At 63.5% G+C, this 14,371-nt stretch carries 11 protein-coding genes; 6 read left to right on the top strand and 5 right to left on the bottom strand.

What is annotated here, in order from left to right:
* Nucleotides 1–19 precede the first annotated feature (19 nt).
* From AC3IT0_RS09005 to AC3IT0_RS08985, 5 genes are all read right to left on the bottom strand, one after another.
* Nucleotides 20–430: a GPW/gp25 family protein gene (locus AC3IT0_RS09005; protein WP_489323371.1), complete on the bottom strand. Its 411-nt coding sequence runs from the start codon at nucleotides 428–430 to the stop codon at nucleotides 20–22.
* Nucleotides 427–1,128, bottom strand: a complete 702-nt coding sequence (locus AC3IT0_RS09000) for a phage baseplate assembly protein V (RefSeq protein ID WP_489323370.1) — start codon at nucleotides 1,126–1,128, stop codon at nucleotides 427–429. Before AC3IT0_RS09000 ends, AC3IT0_RS09005 begins: the two co-directional genes overlap by 4 nt.
* 12 nt (nucleotides 1,129–1,140) lie before the next feature.
* On the bottom strand, nucleotides 1,141–2,334 hold the full coding sequence (locus tag AC3IT0_RS08995; protein WP_489323369.1) for a phage late control D family protein: 1,194 nt from the start codon (nucleotides 2,332–2,334) through the stop codon (nucleotides 1,141–1,143).
* Entirely contained in the window at nucleotides 2,331–2,534 is a 204-nt protein-coding gene (locus AC3IT0_RS08990) for a tail protein X (RefSeq protein ID WP_489323368.1), read from the bottom strand. Before AC3IT0_RS08990 ends, AC3IT0_RS08995 begins: the two co-directional genes overlap by 4 nt.
* An 83-nt stretch (nucleotides 2,535–2,617) precedes the next feature.
* Nucleotides 2,618–3,253, bottom strand: coding sequence for a hypothetical protein (locus AC3IT0_RS08985; protein ID WP_489323367.1), 636 nt, complete (start codon nucleotides 3,251–3,253; stop codon nucleotides 2,618–2,620).
* A gap of 1,151 nt (nucleotides 3,254–4,404) precedes the next feature.
* Between AC3IT0_RS08985 and AC3IT0_RS08980 the strand changes: the two genes are divergently transcribed.
* The 6 genes from AC3IT0_RS08980 to AC3IT0_RS08955 all read left to right on the top strand — a co-directional run bounded on the left by AC3IT0_RS08980 (nucleotide 4,405) and on the right by AC3IT0_RS08955 (nucleotide 14,338).
* A complete protein-coding gene (locus tag AC3IT0_RS08980; protein WP_489322008.1) occupies nucleotides 4,405–5,769 on the top strand; it encodes an integrase core domain-containing protein in 1,365 nt (454 codons plus the stop codon).
* Between the two features lie 241 nt (nucleotides 5,770–6,010).
* Nucleotides 6,011–7,399 carry an IS1182 family transposase gene (locus AC3IT0_RS08975; protein WP_489323756.1) on the top strand — a complete coding sequence of 463 codons (1,389 nt, stop codon included), beginning with the start codon at nucleotides 6,011–6,013 and terminating at the stop codon, nucleotides 7,397–7,399.
* A 262-nt stretch (nucleotides 7,400–7,661) separates the two neighbouring features.
* Nucleotides 7,662–8,591 carry an alpha/beta hydrolase gene (locus AC3IT0_RS08970; RefSeq protein ID WP_489323366.1) on the top strand — a complete coding sequence of 310 codons (930 nt, stop codon included), beginning with the start codon at nucleotides 7,662–7,664 and terminating at the stop codon, nucleotides 8,589–8,591.
* Between the two features lie 127 nt (nucleotides 8,592–8,718).
* On the top strand, nucleotides 8,719–9,306 hold the full coding sequence (locus tag AC3IT0_RS08965) for a hypothetical protein (protein WP_489323365.1): 588 nt from the start codon (nucleotides 8,719–8,721) through the stop codon (nucleotides 9,304–9,306).
* Nucleotides 9,272–9,871 carry a hypothetical protein gene (locus tag AC3IT0_RS08960; protein ID WP_489323364.1) on the top strand — a complete coding sequence of 200 codons (600 nt, stop codon included), beginning with the start codon at nucleotides 9,272–9,274 and terminating at the stop codon, nucleotides 9,869–9,871. The genes AC3IT0_RS08965 and AC3IT0_RS08960 overlap by 35 nt, the downstream gene beginning before the upstream one ends.
* Before the next feature lie 2,802 nt (nucleotides 9,872–12,673).
* Nucleotides 12,674–14,338 (top strand): PKD domain-containing protein, encoded by a 1,665-nt coding sequence (locus tag AC3IT0_RS08955; RefSeq protein WP_489323363.1) that lies wholly within the window; start codon nucleotides 12,674–12,676, stop codon nucleotides 14,336–14,338.
* The last annotated feature ends 33 nt before the right edge of the window (nucleotides 14,339–14,371 follow it).

The raw sequence follows: 14,371 nt of genomic DNA, 5'->3' as shown, positions 1-14,371 counted from the left end.
GTGGGAGGATGCGCCGCGGTCACGTGCGCCCCTCCAGGGCCGAGACCGTTGCGGAGCCCGCCGTCGTCACGGTGAACCCTTGCCGTGCGCCGCTGCGCCGGACCACGTAGACGAGGGAGATCGTGAGTATCTCCTCGGACCCCGGCTCTGCCCGCACATCGACCTGCTCGACGCGGATGCGGTCGCCCAGCCACCGGTCGAGATTCTGGGTGATAAGGAACTGCACGGTCGTGCGCATGACCTCGTTGCCGGAGGAGAACACTAACCGGCGCACCCCGCATCCGAAGTCCGGCCGGTTGATCCGTTCGCCCGGGTCGGTGAAAAGAATCTGGAGAACGAGGTCGCGCAGATGCTCCTCGGCCGTCGTCGTCCGGAGCGCGCCATCCGGGGCCACCTCCACGGGGACTCGGACGTGGGCGACGCCGTTCACAGCTCCACCCCGTGACGCGATTTCGCCGGGTCGATGCTGAGGACGATCGGGGAGGTCGGGGGCGTTGACGGGCCGACGGCCGTCCCGTGCGTGTGCAGGGACAGTGCCTTGACGAGCGACTGCAGAGCTTGGTCGAGGGCCTTGTGTCCGACGAGGTGGTCCGTCGCTGTGCCGCCGACGATGACGGTTGTAGCGTCGATAGTGACCCCGTTGGAGTCCATCGTCACCGTGGACCCGTTCGTGTCCTCTAGGACCATGCCGTCCGAGTCCATCGTCACCGAGTTCCCGTTGGCGTCGGTGATCGTAAGGGTCGCCTCGTCGTCGTCGAGGACGACCACGTGGCCGGCGGAGGTCCGGAATACCTTCTGCGCGGGGGTGGCGCCCTCCGGCACCTCATCCCGGCCCCACCAAGCGCCGGTCCAAACCGGGTGACTTAGGTCACCGCCCTCGAACTCGACCCAAACCCCCGCCCCCTCTGACGGGATCGTGAACAGTCCCTCGCCAGGCATCCCACCGAAGGGCAGACAAGGTAGGGCCCAGCCGAGCTCGGTGTCCGCGGTCAACTGTGGCACCCTGATGCGGACCCGCCCGATGGACAGCGGGTCGTCGACACTGGTGACTATGCCGCGGTACTTGCCGAAGTGGCGGTTCTCGACGTATTCGACGAGACGGGCGATCACCTCTTGGATCGGGTCCATGGCCGTCCCTTTTCAGAGCCCGAACGGCAGGCCGCCGGAAGCGCCGCCGAACGACTCAGAGCCGTCGAGGCCCACGGCCGTCCGGCGCGCCTCAAACTGCTGGGTGTACTCACCGTCCGGCCGCATCCGGTGGACCACGGAGGTGACGTAGTAGACGCCGCTGTGACGAGACCCTGCGCCTTTGACGAGCACCGTCCGCCCGGCTCGCAAGACGTGGCCGTATGCATCGGCGTTCACCTCGCCCCTCGCGTCGACGAACCACGCGGCTTCGTCCCGGGCGGCCTGAGCGTGCCGGTTGAGCTCCGCTGAGTCGTCCCCCGGCGTTGCCGCGAGCAGCAGCATGCCATGGGCGCGCGACGGGACGGCAGCGCGGGCCAAGCCGGGTGCCGCGAGATCGGCGAGTCCGATGCGGCCCGTAAGTCGCAACGAAGGGTTGCTGGCCTCGGCCTCCACGATTTCACGCGTGAGGGCCCCGATCTGCGCCGCGCGGACTGCGAGGGGGCGACGACCGTCCAGCGCGGCCTCGAACGTTCGCAGGTTGCTGACCGTACCAAACCGTACCGCAAGCTCGGGCTGTGGCGAGCCGTCGAGCTGCGGCGGCCCGAAACGGCAGGCGGTCCGGCCGTCCTCGACGGTGAACCGGCACTCGTAGCCGTTGCGGCGTGCGAGTTCCCGCAGCATCGAGGCGTCGGTGCCGCGCTGCACGATGAGGACATCGTCGGCTTGGTGGACCGGCGACGTCGGCGTGATATCCACGTCGATGCCGGCGCCAGCGAGGATCTGTCGGGCGATGTCAGAGTCGCTCAGGTCGGGCCACGCGAGAACCTTCTCCTCGGTCTCCAGGACCGCCCACGGATCCCGACCCAACACGTCGAGACGGGTATCCGAACCGGTCAGCGACACCTTGGCGCCGGTGACGTAGCCCTCTACTAGCGCGTCTAGTCCGCCTCCGGTACTGCCGCCGAGCGGGCCGTTCCCCCCGCCGGTGAATCCGAGCGAGACCCCCATGGGCAGGAACGGGGCGAAGCGCTCGTCGGACAGCAACGACCACTCCCCGTTCGTGCCCTGCGTGGACCGGAATCGGACAGAGAAGGAAGTGCCGTCTAGGCGTTCGAGGACCTCGACGTGATCGACGTGCGGATAGAGATCGGGGGCGGGAACACCGCCGCATCGCAGTTCGAACGCCTTGTTGGGCACGGTACTCACGCCGTCCGGTCTGGCGGGACGACGATGTCCGCACCTGGGACGAGGAGGGCCTCCGGGTCGACGGCGGGATTGGCGTCGGCGATGACCCAGAACCGCTCCGGCCGCCCGTAGTAGGTCGCGGCCAGCAGGTCGAGGCGGTCGCCCTCGACCACCCGGTGGCGGTACCAGCCCGACGGCGGGGGGAGGAACCGAATTGGCATGACCGCGTGCGTCCGCCCGTCCTCGGTCGTCACGGTGTACGCCCGCCGTGCGACGCTCACGTAACGGCTGCCCGAGTCGTTGATCACAGCGCGCCGCCCAAGAAACTCCTGGCGGTGTTCGCGAGATTGAGCGCCGCCATTACCTCGCGCACTGTCTGAGTGTATTTGTAGGCTCCCGACTCGAGGGTCGCCGACGCCGGAAGCCGCACGGGGGTGAGGACCCGTAACGAGACGTTCACCTCGACGCGGATCGGGTTGAGCATCTGGTCGTACTCGCGCTCGACTACGAACAGGTTCGTCACGTTCACGGGCAGCAGCCGGTAGACACCCCAAAAGAAAAGGACGGTCGGCAACTGCGCCAGTGGGCTTGTGTGCGTCTGCCCACCGCCCCCGAACAGCGACGAGGCAATCGACTCCTCCGGATACATGAGGAGCTCGATCGCCGACAGCGCGGGCAGTACGCCGCTCACCGCGGCGATCGGATTGCCAGAGGCCAGTTGGTCAGTGGCGTCCAGACGCAACGAGAACGAGATGCTCTCATCCGGTTCCCCCGGCTGATCGGACGACGGTGGGCCCGAACCGTCCGGCGGTCCCGGCGGGTAGGCGAGGCTAGGGGCACGGCTGACCGTCTCCGGATTGAACTGAAACAGGACGATGTTCGGGAGAGCGCCAAGCAGGCCCCCCGAGAACTTGACGAAGGCACCCTTAAGCGCCGTCACGACATCCCGCCAGCCCGGGCCACAACCGACCCAGAAATACGGATTCTTTACGGGTTCGATACCGAGCAGGGACCATAGTGCACGCCATAGTTTGAGAACATACTCGTTCTACACCCCGGGGGCAACAGGCAGGCCGCATTGACTGATCAAGGATGACCGCGTTGCTGCTATCGAAGATGCCCGCTTAACGGCGCGCCTGCTGGGATGGCATCCGCCGACCCGACGCATACTGTGAGCCATGGAGCTTTCGATGAGCGAACGCAAGGCCGCCACGAACTACCGCCCTGCGACATGTCATATGGACTCGGGCCGACAAGAAAGCCCATCCTTGATGCGTTGTGTGCCTTGACGCGTTCGGGCACCGTGAAGCCGCGCATCCACGATCTCAACGCAGTCTTAGCCGTCTAAACGCATTGGCGCAGGGCCGGAGCCAGCACGATGTAATACACACTTATCTCGGCCGGGTCAGCCCGGCGGTACCTACTCTCTGCTGTCCCGCAACTGATGGCGCGTTGGCCGCCTGGCTGGACCGGCGATTCGGGGCGCATTCATTTCACCGAACAGCTCAACGGCCAGCATGGTGCCAGCCCCCAACACTGTTGGTCCCCAACGACCACCTTCCGGCTCCGCTACGCCAGCGATAAACTGGGACGAATCGATGCGGTGGGTTTGGCACGACAAACACCAAGGTGCGGCCTCATCAGCCAAGCTGTTGCAGCGCTGAAAACATAGCTCATGCTCCAAACTACATATCGGAACATGGATTAGCCGCGAATGAACCAAATAGACGGTGTCGCCACACGGAATAGCATGGGCTGTATTGGACCTCGGGGGCACGAATGCGTGAGATCGACCTCGTACAGATAGACCTCAAGACAATCTGGCGGCGGCTACTCGCTGCGCTAGGCGAGCGCGCGACGCGGTTCGAGGCCGAGCTTCTAGTGCTCCTGCGGGAGCTCGAAGCCAGCGACACTCGGCTAGGTGCGTGGGTCAGTAGCCAGGGTTCCGGTTTTTAAAACTGTTATGTCGCAGGACATCGGTGACAGTTCTGCCTCAGGACAATGGTGACACTTCGGCGGGCTTTGGTGGTGACACTTTTCGAGGGTTAACACGGCTTTGGCCGGCATGGCATGGGAAACCAAGAATGACGGGTGAATAAGAATGAGCCCATCAACGCCCGTATCCGCCTTGCGATCGCCCAGTGGCCCGATGATGCACCCCGCGGGTCCGTCACCACATTCTGCGACGAGCACGGCATCACCCGCAAGACGTTCTACGCGATCCGGGCCAGGGCACGCGATGAAGGCCAGGCCGCAGCCTTGGAGCCACGCTCACGCCGCCCGAAAACCTCACCCACCAAGCTCACCGAGGACCTCAAGGAAGACGCGTTGAAGGTGCGGGCCGCTCTGGAATCCTCGGGGCTGGATCATGGGCCGATCAGCGTGCACGACAAGATGGTGTCCCTGAAGATGCGCGCCCCGTCCGTGGCCTCGCTGGCACGGATCTTTCGGGAGAAGAACGTGGCCCGGCTGGAGCCGAAGAAGAAGCCCCGTGCCGCTTACCGCAGGTTCGTCTATCCGGCCCCGAACGCGTGCTGGCAATTGGATGCCACCGAGTACGTGCTCACCGGTGGGCGCAAGTGCGTGATCTTCCAGCTGCAGGATGATCATTCACGCCTCGCACTCGCCACCCACGTGGCGGCCGGCGAAACCAGTGAGGCGGCCCTGGCGGTCGTGAAGAAGGGCATCACCGCCCACGGTGTGCCGCAAAGGTTGCTCACGGATAACGGCATGGCCCTAAATCCTTCACGCCGGGGGTGGGAAGGCCAGCTGGTCACCTACGTCTCCTCGCTCGGCGTCGAGCCGATCACCGGCAAACCATATAAACCGACCACCCAGGGAAAGAACGAGCGGTTCCATCAGACGTTGTTCCGCTGGCTGGACAAGCAGCCCCTGGCCCAATCCCACGCAGAGCTCCAGGCCCAGGTCGACCGGTTTGACCTGATCTACAACACCGAGCGTCCGCACCAGGGATTGCCGGGGCGCATCACTCCGAAGCAGTCCTGGGATGCCACGGCCGTTACCGAAGCACCCCGGCCCAAACCAGTGCCGGTTCTTCCCGAACCCGAGGTGTTGGGGCCGGTGACCGGGGCACCGAGCGCTGCCGAACCAGTGGCGGCCGCCGATACGGAAGCGGCAGGGCAGACCACCACGGAGCCGCGAGCAGAAGCTTCTTCCGAGGCCACAGCATCACAGAAGATCAGCGGCAGCATTGCCCACCCGGCAGCCACCGGCAGCCAGAAGCTCAAGGTCTATCCCAACGGCGTGGTCAACATCGGCAGGACCCTGTACTCGGTAACCAAGCGGATGGGCGGACGAATCGTCACTGCCGTCTGGGACACGGACGGTGTCGTGTTCGCCAACACCGAAGGCGAGGTCATCGCGGAGTACTTCTGGCCGCCAGAAGGCACCGGATACGTCGGGATCGGCAAGGCCCGAGCACGGTTCCGAAAGTAGTGGCGCGCAGGAGCGGACTGTTACCGATGTCTTGATGCAGCAAGTGTCACCATTGTCCTGAGGCAGAACTGTCACCGATGTCTGGAGACATCACATCCGGTTTTTAAAACGCCGACGAATTAACCGGGGCCTGGTAGTGGTGGCTGGGAGAATCGGGGGCATGGATACCGGGTCTTCCGCGCAGGATGGTTTGTTCGATGAGTCGCTCGTGGAGCGGGTCGAGCTGCCGACCGAGGTGCCGATGGATGCCAATGGCGGGGCCAACAAACGCTTCAAGGCGTTCGAGCCGGATGCGGTGATGCTGGTCCCGCCCTCGCTGGAGGAATGGTTGCCCCAGGGCCATCTGGCACGATTCATTGGCGAGCTTGTGGACGATGAACTGGATCTGACCCGGTTCTACGCTTCCTATGCCAAGGCCAAAGGCCAGCCCCCGTATGACCCGCGGCTGATGCTGCGGATCCTGCTCTACGGGTACTGCGTGGGGGTGCGGTCCTCGCGGGAACTGGAAAAGGCGTGCACGGACGTCGTCGCGTTCCGCTGGCTGGCCGCCCAGCAGGCCCCGGACTTCCGGTCCATCGCCCGGTTCCGCGAACGCCACCTCGCGGCGCTGGCCAACGTGTTCCTCCAGGCCCTGGAGCTCTGCCGGGCCGCGGGCATGGTCTCACTTGGCCATGTCGCACTGGACGGGACAAAGGTCCGCGCCAACGCCTCCCGGCACAAGGCCATGTCCTATGCCCGGTTGACGGAGAAGCAGAAGGTATTGGCCGATGAGATCAGCGACCTGATGGCGGAGGCGAAGACCGTGGACGCGGCCGAGGACGCCCGTTACGGGCCCGGCAAACGCGGCGATGAACTGCCCGCCGAGCTGGCCAACCGGACCCGGCGCGCCCAGGCCATGCAGACTGCCCGGGAATCCATCGAGGCCGAAGCAGCGGACAAGGCCCGCCGCGAGGCCGAAGAGAAGGCCCGGACCCGTGGGGACGATGACGGGGATGTCACCGGCAAGGGCGATGCCGCCGCGGAGGCGGCGGTGCCGAAACCCACCGCCCAGCGCAACTTCACCGACCCTGACGCGAGGATCATGAAGACCGCGGACGGCTCCTACCACTACAGCTATAACGGCCAGGCCGTCGTGGATAAAGATCACCAGGTCATCGTTGCCACCGAGCTGAACAACACCGCGGTCGACGTGCAGCAACTGGTCCCGATGGTCCAGAACACCCAGGACACCCTAAGGGCCATGCCGTCAAAGTGGAGCGCCGATGCCGGGTACTGCTCGGCGGCGAATCTGGAACACGTCAAAGACCTTGAAGCCGGCGGAGCCACCGAGTTCTTCATCTCCACCCGGCGGATGAAACACGGACGCCCGGTTCCGGAAGCGCCACGGGGCAGGATCCCGGCGGACGCCACCCTGACCGAGCGGATGGCCCGGAAACTGAAAACAAAGAAGGGCAAGGCGGTCTACGCCCGGCGCAAAGCCATCGTCGAACCGGTCTTCGGACAGATCAACACCCGGCAGGGCAAACATGTCCTGTTGCGCGGGCTGGAAAAGGCAGCCGGGGAATGGAAGCTGATGGCCGGCTGCCACAACCTGCTCAAACTCTTCAGCTACCGGGCCCAAACCGCCTGAACACGGCCGGGGACAGTGCCCCGGGACCGGACCCGCACCACAGAACCGCGCCCCGCAGGAGCTTCCAGCCTTTCTTCCGCAAGAATGCCCAAAGGTCGGCCCCTTTTCCAGGAAAAGGAGACCGGCCCCTGGGCCGTCACGGTACAAACCTGCGGAACCCGTAAACCACTACCGACTCACGCACCTAGCATCTATGGAGGTCCGCGAGCTCATCCGACGCTACGCGTCAGGCAGTGACGCGCTTCCGCTCGAGCGGCGCGTCATGGACCTCCTCGACAAAACTCTGACGCTCCGCAGTTCCACAGCTGGTGGGAAGGATCCCGGTGAAGGCGAGGCGTCTGTACGTGTCGCCTTTGAAGCCCAAGCGCGGCTCGAGGAGGAACCGCTCCAAGCCGAGGGACAGTCGACGCTCCGCAGTTCCACAGCTGGTGGGAAGGATCCCGGTGAAGGCGAGGCGTCTGTACGTGTCGCCTTTGAAGCCCAAGCGCGGCTCGAGGAGGAACCGCTGACCGTCCAGGCCGAGGGACAAGACGTGCTTACGCCTAACCCTCGTCACATGCTCGTGCCGATCTGGTACGCGACTGATCGCAACCATCAACCGGGCGAGTCGCCCTCGCTTCGCTACGGCATCGACCGAAGCGATCCCAATGCTGATGGGTCGCGGCTAAACTATGGCACCGTTGCCGTGAGCATACCCGACGGCCACCGCAAGGGGCGCATGGAAAGCCCCAAATGGTACAAACTGCAGTTCCGCGAGAATCCAGACCTACACATCACCGTGCAGTCGGTGACCGAGCTCGATCATGACCTCTGGTTTAAGTCCCTTCAGCGTGCAGTGGCAGCTCCCGATGAGGAGGGCAACCCGACTGACACCAGCCACGACATCCTCATCTTTGTCCACGGCTACAGGACGAGCTGGGCGAACGCCGTCAAGCGTTCCGCACAATTCTCCTACGACCTCGAGTTTGATGGTCACACGGTCGTCTACACATGGCCGTCCCAAGACAAGCTGCTCGCTTACACCGTTGACGAAACCAACGCGGCATGGGCGGCCCCGCACTTCACCGAGCTACTTCGGGAATTGCTAGCGAACAGCGGCGCGCGCCGCGTCCACATTATTGGTGTGGATCCCTTTCTGTTCTCCAGCGCCGGTGGTTTTCCTATCGATATCCGGGCTGCTTCCGGAACATGACCGGAGCATGCCGATTAGCGACAGTAACGCTCTAGTAACGTCCCATTGCGATACTTCTCAGATATAAGGGTCAACGTTCCTGGCCGGTCTTGGCGGGATGCTCAGCGGAGAAATGGAGGGTCAGCGGATGTTTCCGGATGAAGTGTTCAAGGAACGTAAAGACCTAGCACGGGAAATAGCGACTGCACCGGCTGATTATGTCAAGGACAATGCGGCAGCACTCCTTCGAATCATCTGGGAGCTGCAGGCATCGTTGGGTTTAGAGCTACAGGTTATCCAAGGCATAAAGCGTTTGGACGTGGCCAATGTTTCCACAATGTCGGAGTATCTCGACAAATTCTCTGATTATGTTGATCGTCGTGATTTCAATCTTGAACGAACGTCCTGCGGAAGGATTGCCAACATTTACTGGCAGCAAATACGTACCCTCCCGAGCGCTCCAGATGAAGGGGATCAACAGGTGAACGATCTGGATATGCTGCTGCAGAAATTCACCACGGCTGACATGCAGTTCACCGAACAGATAGAACCGTTTATGCAACACGCACTCACGACGCTTCGTGACATGCATGGAGCCGCAACCTCGGGGCGGTTCGACGCCGCTCGGGCGCAACTCGATGAGTTCGCCAAAAACTATGCCTCAGAGGTTGAGCGGGTGAAGGCAACGCTGCGCGAACTCAATGATGTCGGGCAATCGCTCCTGTTGCGGTTATGAGCAGTTGCCCTCGGCCGCGGTGAGTCTGATTGCGGTGGATGCGACGACACTTGAGATCGCAAAATTCGCGATCCCGGGGCTCATGGCCCTGCTCGGCGTTGGACTTGGCTCGCGCTTCATCCGCGGCAGGGAGGACCGAGGTTGGCGCCGTGACCAGCTCGTTCGGGCCTGCAGCGAATTCATCAAGGCCGCATCGGCAGTTGAGCAATGGGCGGAATCCGACCAATTCGCCAGCAGATTGGGATCCGGACAATACCCGACGGACTACAAGCAGGATCTGGAGAAGCTTGCAGCGGCTGAAGCCGTGCTTGCAGTCTCAACACCTGAATCGCTCAGTGCGATGGCCCGGGATGCCAGCGTGCACCTGCGCGAATATGTCGCCGCCAAAGCCGCACATCAAGCGCGCAAACCTAAAGGCGGTCCAACCGACCCACACCACTATCGGCAACAAGAGTCCGAATGGAAAATGGAAGGCGGTGACATTAAGACAGCCTTAGTCTCCTGGACAGAGGGACACGAGCGTTTCCTGCGTGCCGCGCGTACTGAACTGGCCAAGTTGCACTGAGGGGACCCGTCTTCGACCCCGGGTACGCGCAAGTTGGTCAGCGCCAGGGGATCTTGGACCGGACCCGGTTGATTTCCGGGATCGCGTGCCCGGAAAAGATGGGGATTCCCCGCCAGTCCGTGCAGAGCCAGAACCGTTCTGCCTCAGCGACTGCCTCAGCGAGCAGCTCGCGGCACGATCGACGCCGTGCGTTTCCAGGGCGTCGAGCTGGGACTGGAGTTACTGGGTCAGGTACGAGCAGCGGGCGTAGCCCACCCTAATGTCGGTCACCGGCGTGTCCGCGGGGATCGGGCCGGCGGCGGGATGCCCGGCCGCCATAGCCGGCCGGCCCCCTGTCGGCCGGGGTCGGCACCCGCAGCCGCTTCGCCAGGCGGGGGCACCTCGATGAACCGGCCGGTGTGGTAGGTGCCCGCGACCGTGCCGGAGCGCGACCGGCTCGGCGGGCCCGGCCCGACCATGCACCGGAGGCAGGGTTACCGTTCGACCTCGTCGGCATCGGTGGGGGTGAAGTCCGGTTCGCTGCTTACCTGGCATCTTCTCGCAAACCACTCCCACAATCCGCTCAGGCCCAGTTCATGTGAGAGAAGCTTTTGAGAATGAATCCGGGTCTCGCGGCGTCCAGAGGGCATCTTCGGACGGCCTTCTCAGAATGGATCGTTTGCGGGAGGGGTGGGCGTGCTTTTGGGGCGCCAGACGCGCCTCGGCCAGGTCGCGCGCCGCCGGTGTGCCGAGCTGCTGTTGGCGCTCTTCGGCACTGGCCAGGTGCTCCTGGTGGAAGCGGGGCATCGTCCGGGCACGGTTAGTTTCATCGGTTCGAAGCCAGTCCCGAAGGTCGCGGTACTTGGAGACGGCCTCGTTCTTAGGGTGAGACACATGTACGTGGACATCTTTTGCAGGCGTCCTCATCATTCGATGCCCGCTTCGCGGACTCGCAGGACAAACCTGGCGCGTTTCAGGGCCGGGACGTAGGCGGCCTCATCCTCAACGTCCATGACCGTCAGCAGCAGGTCGAGAATGGGCATTGGCTGCCAGGCCCGGAACCGTCGCGGATCCAATGTGCTCGACGGACACCGCCTTCTCACCCACTGCGTCCCTGATGGCTGGGCTAGAGCTTCGAAGCGCTGGGGCCACGCAGAGTCGTAGTCCACGATGACGATAGCTCACCCGGACTGGAAAATCCCGAGGCGACCTTGCGGGCCCGGTCCGGCCGTCAAGACCCAGTGACTGCCCGTCCTTCCATCGGAAGGGTCTGGAGCTTCGGGGATCGCCCGAGCCTCGCCGACATTAGTGTAGAGGAGTACTGAAAAGCCAGTGTTCGCACTCGACTGCACAACCCTGAAACACGGAGGCATGGGCCTGTCCATTGGCGGCACGGCAGGGTCCTGAGACGGGGATGCAGGCGGCAGCCGACGTGTAACGGTCCAGTAACGCGGACGCGACATTATTCATTCATAGATGCTGGGTCGACATGGAACCAGAAGCCCGTCCCACATCTCCTCGCGGCAGAGATGTCTCGTGCAAATCTCAGAGAAGCGGCCCGGATCAATGGCCTGTTCGATCGCTATAACGTCGGTAAACGGTATCGTTCCACCGGGTCAGATCACGCCCACGGCTCTGCGTGTGACCGGCACGGCGACACAGTGTGCTTCGGGACAGGTGGTAATCAGTTCCAGCATCACGGCCAACAGCCCTGCGGTTACTGTGGACCCGAACGGACGTTTCAGAGCCGAGCTTTCCATCACTGTGTCGCCGCCTCCCTCCTGCGGTGACATAATCCAGGTGGCCGTCGAATGCGTCGGGAATACGCAGTGCGTCGTGGTCGATCCAGCCCGCGTACTGGAGTGTTGCACGCTGTCGATCTTGTTCTTCCAGGCCGTGCGCCCGCCTGGTTCAGTGTTGCCGACCCAGCTTCAGGTGCAGGGCGTCTTGTTGGGGTGCCCGACTGACGAGGTTCTCATCAGCTCTACCGTGGCTGCAACGACAGGGCCTATCGCCGTCGATCCTTACACCGGTAGTTTCAGCGTGCTTCTTCCGCTGATCAGTGCCGTCCAGTGCGAAGAAAAGGTCGGGGTCACGGCCTCATGCGCCAGTGGTAACGGGTGCACCCGGACCATCTCGGGTGCACTGAGCTGCCTCGGATGCTACGGCGCCAATGTGTTGACCACTTACGCCACATGCACAGGTTCCCCGCCCCTACAGCCGGTGACTTTCGATGCGCAGATCGCGATTCCCACTCCCAGTCAGGACTTTTACTGGGACTTCGGGGACGGCACGGTCGGCCCGACCTTTACCATCTCCAATCCGGCTCCTGGCACCAGCGCGACGACCCACACGCACGTCGAGACGCACGACTATTCTCCCGACCCATACGTTGCCACGCTCAAAGTGGCGCCCCCACCATACGAGTGTGCTGAACTGTCGGTTGCGGTGACGGTGACCTGCGGACCATGTCCTACCATCACGCTTCCGGCCGCTCCCCCTGTGACAAGTGGTTGCGTCAAAGGCAAACGAACCGTCGCTCTCGAAGCCACTGTTGCGGCCCCTGCCGGGGCACTACCCACAATCGTTTATTGGGATTTCGGGGACATGTCAGTGGGACCGCCCAAAACCGTCCCTGCTGGCACCACACTCACCCTGTCTCAGACGCACGACTACCCGCCCGGTTCGTACACGGCCATCCTTACGACCACCCTCCCGGCCAATTGCCCGACTCATCAGGTGTCTTTTGTAGTGTCTCCGTGCGAGTCGAATTGCAACCTAGGCATCCAGAAGATCACCACTCAGGTCGGACCCTGCGATCCAGTGGCCAACACCCGCCTCGTCACGGCCACAGCCGTACTAAACAACACCGATCCATCGGATCTGTACTACTGGCAATGGGATACCGCTCCAGCCACGCAAGGGCTGCCCGCGGCAACGGGGATAACCCAACACCACCCGTACCCGGCACCGGGAAACGTCGCGGTCAACGTCACGGTCAAAGTGACCGTGACGCGCGGCGACTCGTGCCTCGCTTCGCTGTCCCAGCCCGTGACCTTCGACGGATGTGGAAGCGGATGTCCCAAAATTACCGCCCTCACCCTAGATCTGCCCGGAACATGCACCGCTGATGGGTTGCGGCGGATAGTTGCGCTTGATGCAACGATCGTGGGGACCGGAGTCACGAGTTACACCTGGGACTGTGGAGACGGCACGACCCTGCCTCTCTCCGGATCCGGAGGACCGCAGACGACCCACGAGTTCGCCCCCGGCAACTACGTGGTGCGCCTCACCGCCGATGGCCCGGGTAACTGCAGCACAACCCTACCCCTGCAGATCATGGTGAAACCGTGCTGCCCTACGCTCACGTCCCTCACCGCAGCGGCAGGCAACTGCGTCGCCGGAGCCGTGGTACGGCCGGTCACCCTCACCGCGCAGGTCGTAGGCGCCGGCGTCACCAGCTACCTGTGGACTTTCGGGGACGGGACGCCGGACGTGACGACTACTGCGCCGATATGCCCGCCGCACGACTACGTCCCTCCTGGTCCCTACGCCGCCACGGTGCGGGCCAAAGCTTTAGACTGCCCTGATTCCAGCGCCTCGACCGCTGTTACCGTCCTTCCCTGTCCGCCCTCCGGCGAAGGAGGCGGAGGCGGCAGTGTCAGCTGCGCCGTCTTGCTTTGGATCGCCGTATTCTTGATGCTGATTGGGGCCCTGCTGGCCATCATCGGCTGCATCCTGATGCACTTCTATCCCCAGGCCGGTCTTATCCTCGTGGTCATTGGGCTGGTCTTGGTAGCCATCGGCGTGCTGCTCTTCCTGCTGTGGCTGGTGATCTGTTCTGCCATTACTGCGTGTTCGGTCATCCTCGCCGTGATCGATTTCGTCATAATTTTGATCTTTGTCTTCGCAGCCGCCGCCATCGTACTGGCGGTCCTTGCGGCGGTCTTCGGTTTGGAGTTCCTGTGGCTTTGTGCCGGCTTTGCCAGCTTTGCCGGGATAAATTGGGGTCTAGTGCTGGCCGTCCTCTACGAGGTGGCGAAGGGGCGCGGATGCATCACCGTTAATCCGTCGGGGGCTCTTGGAAGATCAGCCGTCGCGGCTCTCACACACAAGCCGGTCGCTGGCCAGTCGCCAGCGATCCAGGGCACCGCGGGCACCAGTGCCGGTGGCGCCATTCATGCGGATGATCTGACCAGGCAAACCACGAACGACACTCAGAGCGCGGCGACGCGCACGGAAGGTCTCGGCGACGTGATCAAGAGCGCCACCACAGCCATGGGGATCGCACCCTGCTCCGGGTGCGAGGAAAGGGCCCGACGCCTCAACCATTGGGTGCCGTTCCCGGGCAGCCGCCCAGGCAACAACGAATACCACACCGTTCCTGGCTCCCTGGCGCACGACAATGCAAACCCGGTTCTGCCGGCGGTGGGCGACCCGCCGCCTACTGCGGCGCCCCCGACGAGCCAGTTGCCTGGCCGAGCTTGATGTCCGGCTCCTGGAGAGCTGCTTCTGGGCACA

Source organism: Pseudarthrobacter sp. KH_020_B, from assembly GCF_057840185.1.
The sequence above is the reverse complement of the archived record's forward strand: the minus strand, read 5'-3'. Positions and strand labels throughout refer to the sequence as shown.

Coding starts and splice junctions, on each gene's coding strand:
- AC3IT0_RS09000 (WP_489323370.1), bottom strand. CDS start 1,128: ATGGACCCGATCCAAGAGGTGATCGCCCGTCTCGTCGAATACGTCGAG.
- AC3IT0_RS08990 (WP_489323368.1), bottom strand. CDS start 2,534: ATGCCAATTCGGTTCCTCCCCCCGCCGTCGGGCTGGTACCGCCACCGG.
- AC3IT0_RS08975 (WP_489323756.1), top strand. CDS start 6,011: ATGGATGCCAATGGCGGGGCCAACAAACGCTTCAAGGCGTTCGAGCCG.
- AC3IT0_RS08970 (WP_489323366.1), top strand. CDS start 7,662: ATGGACCTCCTCGACAAAACTCTGACGCTCCGCAGTTCCACAGCTGGT.
- AC3IT0_RS08965 (WP_489323365.1), top strand. CDS start 8,719: ATGTTTCCGGATGAAGTGTTCAAGGAACGTAAAGACCTAGCACGGGAA.
- AC3IT0_RS08960 (WP_489323364.1), top strand. CDS start 9,272: ATGATGTCGGGCAATCGCTCCTGTTGCGGTTATGAGCAGTTGCCCTCG.